Origin of the sequence: Kingella denitrificans ATCC 33394 (assembly GCF_000190695.1) — a bacterium.
GTDB lineage: Bacteria > Pseudomonadota > Gammaproteobacteria > Burkholderiales > Neisseriaceae > Kingella_A > Kingella_A denitrificans.
Window position 1 is genome coordinate 1,770,916 of record NZ_GL870929.1, and the last position, 17,402, is coordinate 1,788,317.

Genomic DNA, 17,402 nt, shown 5'->3' on the forward strand with positions numbered 1-17,402 from the left:
AGTGCAGGCTGCTTTTTTGCCGTCGGGCAGAATTTTATCCAACAGAATCAAGGAACGAAGATGAACCTGAAACCGCATACCTACCCGAAAGACATTTACACCGAAGGCGATGCCGACAGCAACACGCTTGCCCATCTGGGCCCGTTGGCTGCGTTGGCCGGCATTTGGCAGGGCGACAAAGGCATGGACACCAGCCCGAAAGCAGACGGCCCGGAAGATTCCGCCTATATCGAGCGCGTGGAAATGCAGCCGATTGACGCACAGGCCAACGGCCCGCAAATTTATTACGGCCTGCGTTACCACATCCATATTGTCGAGCCGGGCGAAGTGGAAACCTTCCACGACCAAGTGGGCTACTGGCTGTGGGAACCCGCCACGGGCAACCTGATTCAAACGCTCACCATTCCGCGCGGCCTGACCGTGATGGCCACCGGTAATGCCGCCGCCGATGCGAAAACTTTTACCGTGACCGCAAAACGCGGCGCGAATGTGAACGGCATTTCTTCCAATCCGTTTTTGGAAGAATCGTTCCGCATGGAAAGCTACACCATCACCGTTACCGTGCACGACGACGGCACTTGGTCGTATGAACAGAATACCGTGATGACGGTGCCGAACTACGACAAACCGTTCGAGCACACCGATTTCAACACGTTGCACAAAGTCGGCGAAGCCACGCCCAACCCGACCGCGTTGGCCGAACAGCAATCCTAACCATAGTGCAGGCTGCTTTTGTCGGCCATCATCCGCCCGTCCAAAAGCAGCCTGCACATTGATTTTCCGGAAAACACATGGCCGACTTACCCGAATTCAGCCCCGAACTCTCACCCGAAGAACGCGCCTTCCTGCAGCAAGTCCGCCAATGGGTGAAGGACGATGACCAAACCATCGATTTCGACACATTGCGCCAAAAAACGCCTACCGACAACAAAGGCATTTTCTGGCTTTCTTTTGCCTGCGAACTCTGCACCTTGCCGCCGTCGGGCAGCTTGGACATCCGTGAAAACGGCCGCCTGTCCGTGGCTTTGCGGATTTTATACGCACTGCTGGAAAGCAACAGCCATGTCCCCCAAGTGTGGTCGTGCCGACTGATGGGGCTGCTCTATTTGAGTTCCGGCCTGGAAGCCTTTGCCAATGTCGCGGCCATCACGGAAGATTTGCGTGAACAAGCGCCGGCCATCCGTGAAGAAGCGCAGCAACTGAAAAACGAAATGTATGCTTTTTTGGACGAAGCGTTGGTTCGTTTTCCGGGCGACCAATGGTTTATCAACTTCCGCCACGATTATCTGGAAGACGAAGAAGACAATGCGGATGCCGCCAGCGGTGTCGCAACACAAAATTAACGCCGATGGCGTGCCGCAGGTGCAGGCTGCTTTTGGCGGCCATCATCCGCCCGTTCAAAAGCAGCCTGCACATGGATGATATGGAACACACATGACCGAACTACCCGAATTCAACCCCGAACTTTCGCACGAAGAACGCGATTTCCTGCAAAAAATCCGCGAATTGGTGCAAGATGACAACCAAACCGTCGATTTCGACTATCTGCGCCAAACCGCGCCCACCGACCACAAAGGCATTTTCTGGCTTTCTTTTGCTTGCGAACTTTGCGTTCAGCCGCCTTCTGGCAGCATGGACATCCGCGAAAACGGCCGCCTGCGCGTGGCCTTGCGGATTTTATACGCGCTGCTGCAAAGCAACCGGCATTTTCCCGAAGTGTGGGCGCAGCGGTTGATTGCGCTGAATTACTGGGTGGCCGGCCGCGAAGCCTTTGCCCGCGCATTGGCCACCGCAGGCGAAACCGAACGCGCCAACGAAGTGTTTGCCGATGCGCACAAGGCGAAAAACGAATTGTATTCCACCTTGGAAAACGCGCTTGCCCTGTTTCCCGATGACGAATGGTTTGCCGATTTCCGCGACAACCATCTGCCGGACGACAACGTGGAATTGAAGGACGCGGAAGCCGAACCGGTCATCACCGTGTCGAAAGATTGAGTCGCGTTGCCGTATGCCGAAGGTGCAGGCTGCTTTTATGGCGTGTGAGCCGCAGGCAGCCTGCACATTTTCCGAATAACCCGTTGCCCTTATTGCCCGTTCCTGCTTTATGATTCCCCAAGACTTCGTTGACGACCTGCTGGCCAAAACCGATATTGTCGATGTCATCGACCAATACGTCCCGCTGAAAAAGGGCGGGGCGAACTACATGGCGTGCTGCCCGTTCCACAAAGAAAAAACGCCCAGCTTTTCCGTGAGCCCCAGCAAGCAGTTTTACCATTGCTTCGGCTGCGGCGCGCACGGGTCGGCCATCGGCTTTGTGATGGAGCACCAAGGTTTGGGCTTTGTCGAAGCCGTGCAGCTTTTGGCCGACCGCGTGGGCATGAGCGTGCCCAATGTCCGTGAGGAAAACCCGCAGGCCGCCGCCCAGCGTGCCGCCAAAAAACAGCAACAGCAAACGCTGGAACAGGTGGTGCAGGCAGCCTGCACGTTTTACGAACAGCAACTGCCGCGTTCGCCGCAGGCGTGGCAATATGTGACGGGGCGCGGCCTGTCGCCCGAAATTATCGCGCATTACGGCATCGGCTACGCGCCCGAAGGCTGGTCGCCGCTGGCACAAGTGTTCCAGCCTTATCCGAGCGCGGCGCTGATAGACAGCGGCATGGTGCTGGACAATGAAGGCCGCCAATATGACCGCTTCCGCCACCGCATCATGTTCCCCATCCGCAATATTTCGGGGCAGGTCATCGGCTTCGGCGGCCGCGTGCTGGACGATTCCAAGCCAAAATATCTCAATTCGCCCGACACGCCCCTGTTCGACAAGGGCAAAAACCTGTACGGTTTGCACGAAGCGCGCCAAGCCGTGAAAGACGCGGGCCGCATTCTGGTGGTGGAAGGCTATATGGACGTGGTGGCGCTGGCGCAATTCGGCGTGGGCTATGCCGTTGCCGCACTGGGCACGTCCACCACCGCCGAGCACATCAAACTCCTGTTCCGCCAAACCGACCACGTTTATTTCTGTTTCGACGGCGACGCGGCCGGCCGCAAAGCCGCATGGCGCGCGCTGGAAAACGCTCTGCCGCAGCTCAAAGACGACAAAACCCTGTCGTTCTTGTTCCTGCCGCCCGAACACGACCCCGACAGCTTTATCCGCCAATACGGCCGCCAACGCTTTGAAGAAGCGCTGCTGCACGAAAGCAAGCCCTTATCGCACTATTTTTGGGAAACGCTCACCGCCGGCACAGAGCCGAACACCCAAGAAGCCAAAGCCGAGCTGGTCAAACACGCCGCGCCCTTGTTGCGCCAAATCACACAAGCACCCACATTGTCGTATTTGCTGCGCCAAGAACTCAGCGAAAAAACCGGCATTGACCCGAATAATTTGGCGCAACTGATGGGGCAGGCCGCGCCGCAGCGCCATGTGGCCGCCAAAAGCTACCAGCTGCCGCGTGAAAGTTACAGGCAGCCTGCACCTGCCACGCTGCTGCAACAGCAACTGCGCACCCTGCTGTTTAACGCCGAATGGGCGGAATACGTCTCCTTCCCCGATTATCTCGATATTTCGGACGAGCTGGCCTGCCTGCTCGATTTGGCCAAACTCTACCGCCAACGCCCGATTACCGCCGCGCAGGCGCTGGAACATTTCCGCCAGTCGCCGCATTTCGCTATTTTGGACAGCGTGTTCGCCCACGCCGCCGAAGCCGACAGCATTAACGACAACGGCGCGGAAAAATTGCAGGAATTTCAAGACGGCATGCGCAAAATCGTCCAGAAGGCGCAAACCGAACACATCAACCGCCTGCGGCAGAAACCGCAGCTTTCACCCGATGAAAAGAAACTGCTGATTAGCCTGCTGACCATGAAATAACACGAAAAAAGCAGCCTGCACCTTCCTGTTGGAGAAAGTGCAGGCTGCTTTTGTATGCTGACGGGCGGTTAATCCAGTTTGGCCGCCACATCGCGCAGCGCGGTGCGCAGGCCTTCTTCGATGACCGGATGGTAGAACGCCAAATCCAGCATTTGCGGCACGGTCAGTTGCAACTGGTGCGCCCAAGCCAGCAGGTGGGCAAGGTGTTCCGCCGCCGGGCCGACCATTTCCGCACCCAAAAGGCGGCCGGTGGCTTTTTCGGCGTACACGCGCAGATGGCCTTGGTTGACCAGCATTACACGGCTGCGGCCTTGGTTTTTGAACGATACTTCACCCACGGCAACGTGCTGCTCGAATTCTGCGCCGAACTGTTGCTGCAAAGTGGCGAAACGGTTGCCGACAGAAGCGATTTGCGGATTGGTGAACACCACGCCAATCATGCTGCGGCGCAGGCCTTCGCGAATATTGGGGAAGCGGCCTGCATTTTCGCCGGCAATCTTGCCTTGGTCGGCCGCTTCATGCAGCAGTGGCAGTTGGTTGGACGCATCGCCGGCAATGAAAATGTGCGGCACGCTGGTTTGCATGGTGTATGGGTCAGCAATCGGCACACCACGCGCATCACGTTCAATCTTGATGTTTTCCAAGCCGATATTATCGACATTCGGACGGCGGCCGGCGGCAGCGAGCAGATAGTCCGCCACAAACACGCCGCTTTCGCCGTTGTCCGACCATTTCACTTCCACTTTGCCGTCCGCATTGAGCGCGACTTCGGTTTCGGCATTCAGGTGCAATGGCAGCTCTGCGCCGAAGATTTCTTTGGCCTGTTCGGAAACCACGGGGTCGGAAATACCGCCGATAGCACCGCCCACGCTGAAAATTTCCACGCGCACGCCCAAGCGTTTCAAGGCCTGGCCCAGTTCCAAACCAATCACGCCCGCGCCGAACACGGCAACGCTTTCAGGCAGCGTGTCCCAAGAGAACACGTCGTCGTTCACGATGCATTTGTCACCCAAGGCTTCCCATTGCGGGAAAATGGCAGGGCGCGAACCAGTGGCGATGACGATGCGGTCGGCGTGGATTTGCGTGTGGTCGTCAATTTGCACGGTGTGCTCGTCCAGCAGGCGTGCGTTGCCCATGATGCGTTTGCTTTCGTCCCAAGCCAGCACGTCTTCCACCACGAAGCCGACAAAACGGTCGCGTTCCGCTTTCACGCGCGCCATGACTTCTTTGCCGTTCACTTGCACGGAATCTTTGTCCAAATGTACGCCGAATGGGTCGGTGTGCAATGCGTGGTGGCGTGCTTCTGCGGCGGCAATCAGCAATTTGGACGGCATGCAGCCGACGCGCGCGCAAGTAGTGCCGTAGGTGTGGTTTTCAATCAGGTAAACATTTTGTGTGTGCAGCAGCGCATTGCGGAACGCGCCCATACCGGCCGTGCCGGCGCCAATCACGACAACATCTGCGGTCAATTTTTTCATTTTGCGATTCCTTAAAACAACGGGTTAAGAAAAAGAGTTACTCAGGCAGCCTGCATTCATCCAAAGTGCAGGCTGCCTGAATAACCCTGGGATTATTCAGGGAAATGAGGGCAGAAAAGGAGGAAAAACTGCCTTCATTTCAAAGGGTGGCCGCCAATGATGGCCGGTAGCCGGTCATCAGCACGTCCGATACTTATTTTTTGGCGAAGTATGCTTCCAAATCATCGCTGCCGCCGATGTATTTGCCGCCGATGAACACTTGAGGCGCAGTGGCTTTGCCGGTGATGGCGCGAACGGAAGTGATGGATGCATCGCGACCCAGCACGATTTCTTCGTAAGCGTAGCCTTTTTCTTTCAACAAAGCTTTGGCTTTGGCGCAGAATGGGCAGCCTGGTTTGGTGATGATGGATACAGACTCGTGCGGAACCCAAGTCGGGTCGATGTATTTCAGCATGGTATCGGCATCGGAAACTTCAAACGGGTCGCCGTCTTTCACGGGTTCGATGAACATTTTTTCGATTTTGCCGTCTTTCACCAGCATAGAGTAACGCCAAGAGCGGTCGCCGAAGCCCAGTTGTTCTTTGCTGACCAGCATGCCCATGCCTTTGGTGAATTCGCCGTTGCCGTCCGGTACGACGATGATGTTTTCGGCTTCTTGGTCAGCCAACCAAGCGTTCATCACGAAAGTGTCGTTCACGGAAATGCAGACAATGCTGTCCACGCCGCGTTTTTTAAATTCGGCGGCCAATTCGTTGTAGCGTGGCAGGTGGGTAGAAGAGCAGGTTGGGGTGAACGCGCCGGGCAGGGAGAATACGGCAACGGTTTTGCCTTTGAACAGGTCGTCTGTGGAAACGTCTACCCAAGCGTCGTCTTTACGGGTGTGGAATACGACTGAAGGTACATTTTTGCCTTCCAATTCGGCAGCAGTTTTAATTTGAACTGACATAATGAAATCTCCAAAATAAGTTTGCGTTGTTGAATGAATGAGCCGCCATTATAAATACTTTATTGAATTATTTGCAATTTATTATGGCAATAGTATGGGTTGTTTAAAGCTATTGGAAATGGGCGGGCAATTAAATTTTCAATGCGTTATGCGGCTGCCGTGCACCGTTTCAGGGCGGAAAAGGAAGTGCAGGCTGCTTTCGGATCGCCCCAAAGCAGCCTGCACTTTCATTCGGCTATCGGCCGGTATTACAGCAGGTCTTTAACACCGTCTTTTTCGGCTTGCAGTTCGGCCAGCGTTTTGTCGATGCGTTCTTGGCTGAATGCGTCGATTTCCAAGCCTTGTACGATTTTGTATTCGCCGTTTTCACAGGTAACGGGGAAGCCGAAAATGGTTTCGGCAGGGATGCCGTATGAACCGTCAGAAGGCACACCCATGGTCACCCATTTGCCGTTAGTACCCAGCACCCAGTCGCGGATGTGGTCGATGGCGGCATTGGCGGCGGAAGCTGCGGAAGACAGGCCGCGCGCTTCGATGATGGCCGCGCCGCGTTTGCCGACGGTGGGCAGGAATACGTTGGCGTTCCAGTCTTGGTCGTTAATCAGGTCTTTCACGCTTTCGCCGCCGATGGTGGCAAAACGGTAGTCGGCGTACATGGTGGGCGAGTGGTTGCCCCAAACGCACAGTTTTTCGATGTCGCGCACGGCTTTGCCGGTTTTTTCGGCCAGCTGGCTGGCGGCACGGTTGTGGTCGAGGCGCAGCATGGCGGTGAAGTTTTTGGCGGGCAGGTCGGGGGCGGATTTCATGGCGATGTAGGCGTTGGTGTTGGCTGGGTTGCCGACCACCAGGACTTTAACGTCGCGGCTGGCGACTTTGTTCAATGCCGCGCCTTGAACGGTGAAGATTTGCGCGTTGGCCTGCAACAGGTCGGCACGTTCCATGCCGGGGCCGCGCGGACGGGCACCCACCAGGATGGCGATGTCGGCGTCTTTGAAGGCGACTTCGGGGTTGTCGGTGGCAATCATGCTGTCGAGCAATGGGAAGGCGCAGTCTTGCAGTTCCATCATCACGCCTTGTACGGCTTTTTGGGCTTGCGGCAAGTCCAGCAGTTGCAGGATGACGGGCTGGTCTTTGCCCAGCATTTCGCCGGAGGCAATGCGGAATAATAATGCGTAGCCGATTTGGCCGGCTGCGCCTGTGACGGCAACACGTACGGGTTTTTTCATAACCAATTCTCCATTAGTGGGTTGAGATTGCAGGCAAGGTAGCCTGCATTGTGTGATTGCGTTAAAAATGGTAAAGCTGGATTATCATAGCAATTTACCGGTGGATGTTCAAGGCGTTTGGCTGTGTGCAGGTTGCTTTTTATTGCATCAGCTCGTCGGTGATTTTTTGCAGCAGCGCCAGCCGCTCCCAATGGATTTCGCCTTTTTCGGCGGCGGCTTTGAAGGCGCAGTCGGGTTCAGCGCGGTGGGTGCAGTTGTGGAAGCGGCATTGGCCCATCAGCGGGTGCAAATCGGGGAAGTAGCAGGGCAGTTTTTCGGGGGCAAGGTGGTGCAGGCCGAATTCTTGCAGGCCGGGGCTGTCGATGAGTTGGGTTTCTTCGTCCAAATCATAAAGCTGTGCGTGGGTGGTGGTGTGTTTGCCCGAATCGAGCGCGGTGGAAATGTCGGCGGTGCGGGCGCGGTCGTCGCCCAGCAGCGCGTTGGTGATGGTGGATTTGCCCATGCCGCTTTGGCCGAGCAGGATGTTGGTGTGGTTCCACAAAACGGGCAGCAGATGGCGCACGTCTTGTTGGGCGGACAATTCGATGACGTTGTAGCCCAATTCGGTGTAGAACGACAGGCGTTCGCGCCAGTATTCCGTGCCAGGCAGGTCGGTTTTGTTCAGCAGGATAACGGCGTTGATTTGTGCGGCCTCTGCGGCGATGAGGGCGCGTTGCAGCAAGGCTTCGCTGGGGGTGGGGGAGGCGGCCACCACAATCAGGAGCTGGGTCACGTTGGCGGCGATGAGCTTGGATTTGTAGGCATCTTGGCGGTACAACAGGCTTTGGCGCGGCTGCACGTCTTCGATAACGGCCTGCTCGTCGTTCAATATGTCGATGCTGACCCAGTCGCCGCAGGCAAAATCGCTGCGTTTGCTACGCGTGCTGGCTTCGTAGGTGCGTTTGTCGTTCGTGCGGACGATGTAGCGGCGGCCGTAGCTGGTGATGATTTGGGCGGTTTCGTGCATGAATTCTGTCTCCTTCGTCAAGGGCGGTGCATTTGCTACTGTACTCACATTTTCGGCTTTTGCAAAGGTGCAGGCTGCTTTTGCATTGCCCAAATCCTGAAAAGCAGCCTGCACGTTGGATGTTTGGGATGCAGGCTGCTTTTTGCGTGGGTATGGCGGCGCAACGCCATGAACACCGCCGCATCAAAGCAGCCTGCACTATTTGCGCGCACCGATTGGCGATGAGCGGATTAAAACAAATCCACCACTTTCGCAAATACCATCACCACGCCGTAGCCCAGCGGGATGCCGACCAGCAGCCAACGCCACCATACGGCAAAGCCGCCGTGCGAAATCTCTTCCGCCGCCAGATAGGCATCGGACAGCGCGGTTTCATCGGCAGGATTGCCGCTGTGTGCCGCTTCGGGAATGGTGTGCAGGTGGTGTTTCGCGTGCACCTGTTTAACCAATGCGTTGGCCAGCAGCCCCAAAACCAGCAGGCCGGCCATGATGTACATGGTGATGCTGTATGCCTGCGCTGCCGGCACGCCTGCGTCAATCTGCCCTTGGCGGATATAGTTCACCAGCACGGGGCCCAGCACCGCCGCCAGCGACCACGCCAGCAGGATTCGGCCGTGAATCGCGCCCACTTGGTAAGTGCCGAACAAATCGCGCAGATACGCCGGAATGGCGGCAAATCCGCCGCCGTACATGGAAATAATCACGCAGAAGCCGATAATGAACAGGGCTTTGCTGCCGCTTTCGCCCAGGCTGGGAATCAGGCAGTACAAAATCGCGCCCAGCACGAAAAAGACGGTATAGACGTTTTTTCGCCCCAGTTTGTCGGAAATGGACGACCAGAAAAAGCGCCCGCCCATATTAAACAAACTCAAAAGCCCCACGAACCCGGCCGCTGCGGCCGCACTCACCGCCGCGTCCGCGCCCACCGAGGTTTCGGAAAACAGCTCTTGAATCATCACGCTGGCCTGCCCCAAAACGCCGATGCCTGCGGTGATGTTCAGGCACAGGGTACAGAAGAGCAGCCAAAACTGCGGCGTTTTCACCGCTGCGGCCGCGCTGACGTTTTGCGTACCGCTTGTTTGAGCCTTGCCCGACGGCGCAATGTAGCCCTTCGGTTTCCAGCCGTCTGCGGGGACGCGGATGGTGAACACGCCGAACAGCATGAGCGCGAAATACAGCACGCCCAGCACCACAAACGTTTCCGCCACGCCGACGGAATGTGCGCCGGCAAACGTGTGCATCAGCGCCACCGAGAGCGGCGAAGCCAGCATTGCACCGCCGCCGAAGCCCATAATTGCCAAGCCGGTGGCCATGCCGGGTTTGTCGGGAAACCACTTCATCAGTGTGGACACGGGGCCGATGTAGCCCAGCCCCAAACCCACGCCGCCAATCACGCCGTTGCCCAAATACACCAGCCAGATGTTGTGGACATGCACGCCGAATGCGGCTACCAGAAAGCCCGCGCCGAAGCAGCAGGCGGCCACAAACATGGCTTTGCGCGGGCCCACGCGCTCCATCCAAGTGCCGAACAGCGCGGCGGACGCGCCCAGCACGGCCAAGGCAATGCTGAACACCCAGCCCACAGTGGCGAGCGTCCAGTCTTCCGGTGCGGAATGGGTGATGCCGATGAGCTTGGTCAGCGGCGCGTTGAAGACGGAATAGGCGTAAATCTGCCCGATGGAAAGGTGCACCGCCAATGCGGCCGGCGGCACGAGCCAGCGATTGAACTGCATGGGGGCGACGGAATGGCGGCGGTCCAGGAACGACATGGTTTTCCTTTTACGAAGTGGAGGTTGATGGGGTTTTATTCTTAATTGTGGATATGGATGGGACAAAAAAGTGCAGGCTGCTTTTTTATCTTCAAAAGCAGCCTGCACTCATGATTGGGCGATGCTGCCGAAATCATGTCGGCACGTTATGCGCCATATACAGGGTTTTTGTCGCACAGGGCTTTGGCTTTGGCCGCCACCTGCGCCAGATTGGCTTCGTCGGTCGGATTGTCCAACACGTCTGCCACCAGATTGGCCAGCTCGCGCGCATCGGCTTCGCTGAAACCGCGTGTGGTAATCGCCGCCGCGCCGACGCGGATGCCGCTGGTGACGAACGGTTTTTCGGGGTCGTTCGGAATGGCGTTTTTGTTAATGGTAATGTGTGCTTTGCCCAAGGCTTCTTCCGCCGCTTTGCCGGTGATGTTTTTCGGACGCAAATCCACCAAGAACACATGGCTTTCGGTGCGACCGGAAACAATACGCAGGCCGCGTTTCACCAATTCTTCCGCCATCGCCGCCGCGTTGATTTTGACCTGTTTGGCGTATTGTTTGAACTCGGGTTCCAAGGCTTCTTTAAACGCCACAGCTTTGGCCGCAATCACGTGCATCAGCGGGCCGCCTTGCAGGCTGGGGAAAATGGCGGAATTGAGGGCTTTTTCGTGCGTGTTGTCGCGGCACATAATCACGCCGCCGCGCGGGCCGCGCAGGGTTTTGTGGGTGGTGGTGGTGACAAAGTCGGCAAACGGCACGGGGTTGGGGTATTCTCCGCCCGCAATCAGGCCAGCATAGTGCGCCATATCGACAAACAGGTACGCGCCCACTTTGTCGGCGATTTCGCGAAATTTCGCCCAGTCGATTTGCAATGCATAGGCCGATGCGCCCGCCACAATCATTTTGGGTTTGTGTTCCAATGCCAAGCGTTCCACTTCGGCATAATCCAACACTTCGTTTTCGTCCAGGCCGTAGGTAACGGCGTGATACAGCTTGCCGGAAATGTTCACGCTCGCGCCATGGGTCAAATGGCCGCCGTGTGCGAGGCTCATGCCCAAAATGGTGTCGCCCGGTTTCAGCACGCTAGCGTACACCGCTTGGTTGGCCTGGCTGCCCGAGTGCGGCTGCACATTCACGTATTCCGCGCCAAAGAGTTTTTTGCAGCGGTCAATCGCCAGTTGTTCGGCAATGTCCACATGTTCGCAGCCGCCGTAATAGCGTTTGTTCGGATAACCTTCGGCGTATTTGTTGGTCAGTTGGCTGCCTTGGGCTTCCATCACGGCGCAGCTCACATAGTTTTCCGAAGCAATCAGTTCGATGTGGTCTTGCTGGCGTTCCACTTCGGCGGCAATCGCGGCGGCCAGTTCGGGGTCGTATTTGGCGATGGTGAGGCTTTTGGAATACATGGGGAAATCCTTTTGAAGGGTTGGGGAAAGAGTATGGGATTGTAAGGTATTTTGCGGGCGGCCTGTATGAATTTTATGCTGATGGCGGATTAAGCGGTTGATTGGATGAAAAAGCAGCCTGCACTCGTCCGGGCGGGGTGCAGGCTGCTTTTGAAGGTGCGCCGGCAAACCTTATTTCATTTGCCGATGCCGTGTGATGACCTGAAATTGCGGCCGGAGCTGTGCGGCCAGTTGTTCGGTCAGGTACACGGAACGGTGTTGGCCGCCCGTACAGCCGATGGCGATGGTAACGTAGCTGCGGCTTTCGTCCTGCATTTTCGGCAGCCATTTGCGCATGAAGCCGGCAATGTCGTGCAGCATTTCCTGCGCCAGCGGCTGGCCGTCCAAGAAACGGATAATCGGTTCCTGCATGCCGTTGAACGGGCGCAGTTCGGGCTGGTGGTAGGGATTGGGCAGGCTGCGCACGTCGAACACGAAGTCGGCACTCGGCGCGCTGCCGTATTTGAAGCCGAACGATTCGATGCTGACCAGCAGGCTGTTGTGTTCCGCATCCAACCATTGCGCAACCCGGTGGCGCAGCTGCTGCGCGGTCAGGTGCGTCGTGTCCAGACAATAGGCCAGGTTGCGCAGGGGCAGCAGCCATTGGCGTTCGTCTGCCAAACTGTCGTGCAGGCTGCCTGCGCGTTCGTGCGCCAAAGGGTGGCTGCGGCGCGTTTCGGCAAAGCGGCGCAGCAGGACGTCGTTGTCCGCCTCCAAAAACAGCACGTCCACTTCGTGCCCATCCGCGCGCAGCCGTTCAATCAAGCGCACCGCCGTGTCGGTATTCGGCCGCGAACGGATGTCCAGGCTGATGCCCAGTTGCCGCGTTTGCAGGCAGCCTGCACTGTGATAACGCACCAAATCGGGTATCAGTTCCAGCGGCAGGTTGTCCACGCAGTAAAAGCCGTGGTCTTCCAAAAGGTTCAACGCCACCGATTTGCCCGAACCGGACAAACCGCTAATCAGCACTATCTTCATCGTTTAACTCGCCATCGGGGTCGGGTTTGTTCAACATGGCTTGATGCCGCTCCAAAAATTCCTTGGTGCTGTCTTTACCGCGCAGTTGCAGGATATAGTTGCGCACCGCCGCCTCCACCAGCACCGCCAAGTTGCGCCCTGCCGCCACGGGCAGCACGACCGAGCGGATTTTCACATTCAGAATTTCTTCGTTTTCGGTGCGGATGCTCAAACGGTCCAAGGTTTTCATGTAATCGTCATTGGCCGGCACCAAATGGATAATCAGCTTCAGCACTTTGTTCGGACGGATGCTGGTTTCGCCGAACATGTGGCGGATGTTCAACACGCCCACGCCGCGCACTTCCAGAAAATCGCGCAACATGGGCGGGCAGCGGCCTTCCAGCACTTCCGGCGCGGTGCGGTGCAGCTCGACCGCATCGTCCGCCACCAGGCTGTGCCCGCGCGAAATCAGCTCCAAGGCCAATTCGCTTTTGCCCAAGCCCGATGCGCCCGTGAGCAGCACGCCCACTTCAAACACATCCAGAAACACGCCGTGTTTGATGGTGGACACGGCCAGCATGCGTTGCAGGTAAATCCGCAGCACGTCCATCAAATACGGGCTTTCCAGCGCGGAGGTGAGCAGCGGCACATCGTGCGTGTGGCAATAATCGCGCAAACTTTGCGGCACGGGCAGGTTGTTGGCCACAATCACCAACGCCATCGGAAAATCGAAAAGCTCGGACAAGCGGGCGGAATGTTCGGCTTGTTCGAGCTTTTCCAAATAGGCCACTTCCGCCACGCCCAACACTTGGACTTGGTTATGGTGGATAAAATTCAAATGCCCCACAAGGGCGAGTGCGGGGCGGTCGGCTTCTACGCAGATACGGTTGTCGCTGCCGGCCGTGCCCGCCGTCCACGACATTTGCAGCTTGCGCTGGTTGTCTTGATAAAGGCGGCGTACCGAAATACTGGGCATGGGCTTCCTTTTGGTTTAATCATTGATGAGCAGGTCGCGCGCGGCGGCGGCATCCTGCGTGCCCAAAAGCGCGTCGCGCACGTTTTTGTCGGCAAAGCGTTCGGCCAGGTGCGACAAAATTTCCAAATGTTCGCCTGTGGCCGATTCGGGCACGAGCAGCACGAAGACCAGCGAAACGGGTTTGTTGTCGGGCGCATCGAAATCCACGGCTTCTTTCAGACGCACGAACACGCCGCAGGCAGCCTGCACATCAGCATGGCGGCCGTGCGGCATGGCCACGCCGTGCCCCAAGCCGGTCGAACCCAAACGTTCGCGGGCAACCAGGCAGTCGAACACGTCCGATTGCGGCAGTCCGACCTGCTCGTGCAGCAGTTGCGCTACTTGTTCAAAGAGGCGTTTCTTGCTGCTGGCTTCCATGTCCAGCACCACGCGGGACAAAGGGAGGATTTCGCTGATGGCTTTCATAAAAGTGTGTATATTTGTAAATGGATTGGGCGCGGATTTTAACGCTTGCTTACGTTTGCGACAATCTTTTTGGGCGAAATATCCGTGTAAAGACGGCAAACTTGTTTTGAATCAAAAGTGTGTGAAATAGGGCTTGGCAACTGAAAGCAGCCTGCACGCTGAAAACCTTGTGCAGGCTGCTTTTTTGCGCCGTAAATAACAAAAGACAGCCGTTGCAGGCTGCCTTTTTTAAAGGCCGGCAATATTATGCCGCTTGGATGTTTGAGGCTTGTTTACCTTTAGGGCCGGTGGTAACATCGAAAGAGACTTTTTGGCCTTCTTTCAAAGTTTTGAAGCCTTCCATGTTGATTGCAGAGAAGTGTGCGAACAAATCTTCGCCGCCTTCGTCAGGGGTAATAAAGCCGAAGCCTTTAGCGTCGTTGAACCATTTAACAATACCAGTTGCCATAGAGTGTTACTTTCTTAAGGATAAAAATGAAAAAACAGCGAAAGTAATACAACTCTTGCACAGGTATCCAGCTCATGTTTACCTGTCTTTCGCCGACTTCTGTTTTACCTATTTTAACAAAATCCGTCAAGTTTTATTTGGGTGGAAGCATAAAATTTCATTAAAATAGTCAAAAACACAACAGAAATTTCTTTATGAGCCAAAAAACCGAAAAAATTATCCAACGTCAAAAATTGACACCGCCAAAGCGCTATGCTGTTGTGCTTTTGAACGACCATTATACGCCGATGGATTTTGTGGTTGCCGTTTTAACTGAAATATTTGCTCTAAATCATGAAAAAGCGGTGGCCGTGATGTTGCAAATACACCACGAAGGCAGCGGCGTGTGCGGCGTATATACGCGTGATATTGCCGAAACCAAGCGGCAGCAGGTCTTGCAGGCAGCCGATGAGGCAGGGCATCCGTTAATGTGTATTGTGCAGGAGGCGCAGTCATGATTTCCCCGCAATTGGAACCGATTTTGCAGATGATGTATGAAGATGCCCGCTTGGCGCGTTACGAGCTGGTAGGTTTGGAACATCTGCTGCTGGCTTTGGTCCAGGGCGATTCTGCGGTGGCGGAATTGTTGCAGGACCAGGGCGTGGATTTGGCGTTGCTGCTGATGCAGTTGCGCGAAAGCATTGCCGAAAACACGCCGGTGTATCCGCGCGGATTGGCGGACCATCAAATCGACCCGCAGCCGACATTGGGCTTCCAGCGCGTGGTGCAGCGGGCGATGATTCATGTGCAGCAATCATCGCAGGACGAAGTGCAGCCTGCCGATTTGCTGCCCGCCATTTTGCAGGAGGAAGACAGCCCTGCCGCGTATTTGTTGCAACTGCACGGCATACAGCGCAAAAATCTGTTGAAAGAAATGTCGCACGGCAAAAAAAGCAGCCTGCACTTTTCCGCCGAACAGGAAGAGCCCGATTCGTTGGCAGACGAACCGTTGGCGGCCTATACCGTGAATCTGAACGAAGAAGTGCGTGCGGGGCGTATCGACCCGTTAATCGGGCGGCAGGCGGAAATGGAGCGCGTGTTGCAGATTTTGTGTCGCCGCCGCAAAAACAACCCGCTGTTGGTGGGCGAGGCCGGTGTTGGCAAAACCGCGCTGGCAGAAGGTTTGGCTTATTTAATCGAGCAGGGCGAAGTGCCGGAAGTGCTGGCCAATGCCACTGTGTTTGCGCTGGATATGGGCGCGCTGCTGGCAGGGGCGAAATATCGGGGCGATTTTGAAGCGCGGCTCAAAGCCGTGTTGAAAGAACTGGCCGCCGTGCCCGATGCGGTGCTGTTTGTCGATGAAATCCACACGATTATCGGCGCGGGCAGCGCGCAGGGCAGCACCATGGACGCGGGCAACCTGCTCAAACCGGCGTTGGCCAAGGGGCAGCTGCGTTGCATCGGCGCGACCACTTACGAAGAATACCGCACCATTTTCAGCAAAGACCACGCATTGAGCCGCCGTTTCCAGAAAATCGACATCGCCGAGCCCAGCGTGGCGGAAACGGTGCAGATTCTGCAAGGCTTGCGCCCGATGTTCGAGCAGCACCACGGCGTGGCATACGGCGACGACGCGTTTCAGGCGGCGGCGGAATTGTCGGCGAAATACATCAACGAACGTTTCCTGCCCGACAAGGCGATTGATATTATTGACGAAGCGGGTGCGGCGCAGCAGATAAAGCAGCCTGCACAACGGTTGGCGCACATTGATAAAGGCGAAATCGAGCGTATTATCGCCAAAGTGGCGCGCATTCCCGAAACCACCGTGTCGCACGACGACAAACAGGCGTTGAAAACCCTGTCCGATACGCTGAAACGCCAGATTTTCGGACAAGATGCGGCGATTGACGTGCTGGTGTCCGCCGTGAAAATGGCGCGCTCCGGATTGGGCCAGCCCGACAAGCCGATGGGCTGCTTCCTGTTTTCAGGCCCCACCGGCGTGGGCAAAACCGAAGTGGCGAAGCAGTTGGCGCAGGCCTTGGGCATATCACTGCAACGCTTTGATATGTCGGAATATATGGAGCCGCACGCCGTGGCACGGCTGATTGGCGCGCCGCCCGGCTATGTGGGCTACGAACAGGGCGGGCTGCTGACCGAAGCGGTGAACAAACATCCGCATTGCGTGCTGCTGCTGGACGAAATCGAAAAAGCACACCGCGATATTTACAACGTGCTGCTGCAAGTGATGGACGCCGGCCGCCTGACCGACAACACCGGCCGCAGCGCGGATTTCCGCAACACCATCATCATTATGACGACCAATGCGGGCGCAGAGGCTTTGAGCCGCCCCACCTTCGGCTTCACTTCGCAACGCGAACGCGGCGACGAAATGGCCGACATCAAAAAACAATTCACGCCCGAATTCCGCAACCGTTTGGACGCCGTTGTGCCGTTTGCGCCGCTGTCGGGCGATATGGTGGACAAGGTGGTGGACAAATTTTTGGCGCAGCTGGCCGCACAGTTGGCCGAGAAAAAAGTGCAGGCTGCTTTCGGCGATGCGCTGCGGCGGCATTTGGCGCAAAAAGGCTTCGACCCGCAAATGGGCGCACGGCCGCTGCACCGCGTGATTCAGGAAGTCGTGCGCAAACCGTTGGCCGACGAACTGCTCTTCGGGCGGCTGACGGAGGGCGGCAGCGTGTGGCTGGATTGGGACGGCAAAGCGCAGCAGACGAAATTGTCGTTCAGAAAACCGCGCGCGAAAAAAACGGCGGCGGCATGAAAAGTGCAGGCTGCTTTGGGGTGAGCCGAAAAGCAGCCTGCACTTTATAAAACAGAGTATCCTTATGTTGATGGA

The 17,402-nt window shown here is 56.6% G+C and carries 16 protein-coding genes; 6 read left to right on the forward strand and 10 right to left on the reverse strand.

Annotation, left to right across the window (positions count from 1 at the left end; genetic code table 11):
• Positions 1–60 precede the first annotated feature (60 nt).
• From HMPREF9098_RS08845 to dnaG, 4 genes are all read left to right on the forward strand, one after another.
• Entirely contained in the window at positions 61–714 is a 654-nt protein-coding gene (locus tag HMPREF9098_RS08845) for an FABP family protein (protein ID WP_040564407.1), read from the forward strand.
• A 77-nt stretch (positions 715–791) separates the two neighbouring features.
• Positions 792–1,343, forward strand: coding sequence for a hypothetical protein (locus tag HMPREF9098_RS08850; RefSeq protein ID WP_003784043.1), 552 nt, complete (start codon positions 792–794; stop codon positions 1,341–1,343).
• Between the two features lie 91 nt (positions 1,344–1,434).
• On the forward strand, positions 1,435–1,995 hold the full coding sequence (locus HMPREF9098_RS08855) for a hypothetical protein (RefSeq protein WP_003784044.1): 561 nt from the start codon (positions 1,435–1,437) through the stop codon (positions 1,993–1,995).
• Positions 1,996–2,104: 109 nt separating this feature from the next.
• Positions 2,105–3,862, forward strand: a complete 1,758-nt coding sequence (gene dnaG / locus HMPREF9098_RS08860) for a DNA primase (protein ID WP_003784048.1) — start codon at positions 2,105–2,107, stop codon at positions 3,860–3,862.
• Positions 3,863–3,930: 68 nt separating this feature from the next.
• On the opposite strand, the gene HMPREF9098_RS08865 is transcribed toward dnaG, so the two are convergent.
• The 10 genes from HMPREF9098_RS08865 to HMPREF9098_RS08915 all read right to left on the reverse strand — a co-directional run bounded on the left by HMPREF9098_RS08865 (position 3,931) and on the right by HMPREF9098_RS08915 (position 14,569).
• Positions 3,931–5,340, reverse strand: a complete 1,410-nt coding sequence (locus HMPREF9098_RS08865) for a dihydrolipoyl dehydrogenase (protein WP_003784049.1) — start codon at positions 5,338–5,340, stop codon at positions 3,931–3,933.
• A gap of 193 nt (positions 5,341–5,533) precedes the next feature.
• On the reverse strand, positions 5,534–6,286 hold the full coding sequence (locus tag HMPREF9098_RS08870; RefSeq protein ID WP_003784050.1) for a glutathione peroxidase: 753 nt from the start codon (positions 6,284–6,286) through the stop codon (positions 5,534–5,536).
• A gap of 248 nt (positions 6,287–6,534) precedes the next feature.
• Entirely contained in the window at positions 6,535–7,512 is a 978-nt protein-coding gene (locus tag HMPREF9098_RS08875; RefSeq protein ID WP_003784051.1) for a malate dehydrogenase, read from the reverse strand.
• A 139-nt stretch (positions 7,513–7,651) separates the two neighbouring features.
• A complete protein-coding gene (rsgA, locus tag HMPREF9098_RS08880) occupies positions 7,652–8,518 on the reverse strand; it encodes a ribosome small subunit-dependent GTPase A (protein ID WP_003784052.1) in 867 nt (288 codons plus the stop codon).
• Positions 8,519–8,748: 230 nt separating this feature from the next.
• Complete coding sequence (locus tag HMPREF9098_RS08885) at positions 8,749–10,287, reverse strand: L-lactate MFS transporter (RefSeq protein ID WP_040564408.1); 1,539 nt, start codon at positions 10,285–10,287, stop codon at positions 8,749–8,751.
• A 146-nt stretch (positions 10,288–10,433) separates the two neighbouring features.
• Positions 10,434–11,684, reverse strand: coding sequence for a serine hydroxymethyltransferase (glyA, locus tag HMPREF9098_RS08890; protein ID WP_003784055.1), 1,251 nt, complete (start codon positions 11,682–11,684; stop codon positions 10,434–10,436).
• Between the two features lie 171 nt (positions 11,685–11,855).
• Entirely contained in the window at positions 11,856–12,701 is an 846-nt protein-coding gene (gene rapZ / locus HMPREF9098_RS08895) for an RNase adapter RapZ (protein WP_003784056.1), read from the reverse strand.
• Positions 12,682–13,656 (reverse strand): HPr(Ser) kinase/phosphatase, encoded by a 975-nt coding sequence (hprK, locus tag HMPREF9098_RS08900; protein WP_003784058.1) that lies wholly within the window; start codon positions 13,654–13,656, stop codon positions 12,682–12,684. The genes rapZ and hprK overlap by 20 nt, the downstream gene beginning before the upstream one ends.
• A 15-nt stretch (positions 13,657–13,671) precedes the next feature.
• Positions 13,672–14,121: a PTS IIA-like nitrogen regulatory protein PtsN gene (ptsN, locus tag HMPREF9098_RS08905; RefSeq protein WP_003784059.1), complete on the reverse strand. Its 450-nt coding sequence runs from the start codon at positions 14,119–14,121 to the stop codon at positions 13,672–13,674.
• A 244-nt stretch (positions 14,122–14,365) separates the two neighbouring features.
• Positions 14,366–14,569 (reverse strand): cold-shock protein, encoded by a 204-nt coding sequence (locus HMPREF9098_RS08915; RefSeq protein WP_003784064.1) that lies wholly within the window; start codon positions 14,567–14,569, stop codon positions 14,366–14,368.
• Between the two features lie 194 nt (positions 14,570–14,763).
• Here HMPREF9098_RS08915 and clpS point away from each other — a divergent pair, with 194 nt between their 5' ends.
• The gene (gene clpS / locus HMPREF9098_RS08920) at positions 14,764–15,066 is read left to right on the forward strand and encodes an ATP-dependent Clp protease adapter ClpS (RefSeq protein ID WP_003784066.1); all 303 of its coding nucleotides are present in this window, start codon (positions 14,764–14,766) and stop codon (positions 15,064–15,066) included.
• A complete protein-coding gene (gene clpA / locus HMPREF9098_RS08925; protein WP_003784068.1) occupies positions 15,063–17,327 on the forward strand; it encodes an ATP-dependent Clp protease ATP-binding subunit ClpA in 2,265 nt (754 codons plus the stop codon). The genes clpS and clpA overlap by 4 nt, the downstream gene beginning before the upstream one ends.
• Positions 17,328–17,402 lie beyond the last annotated feature (75 nt).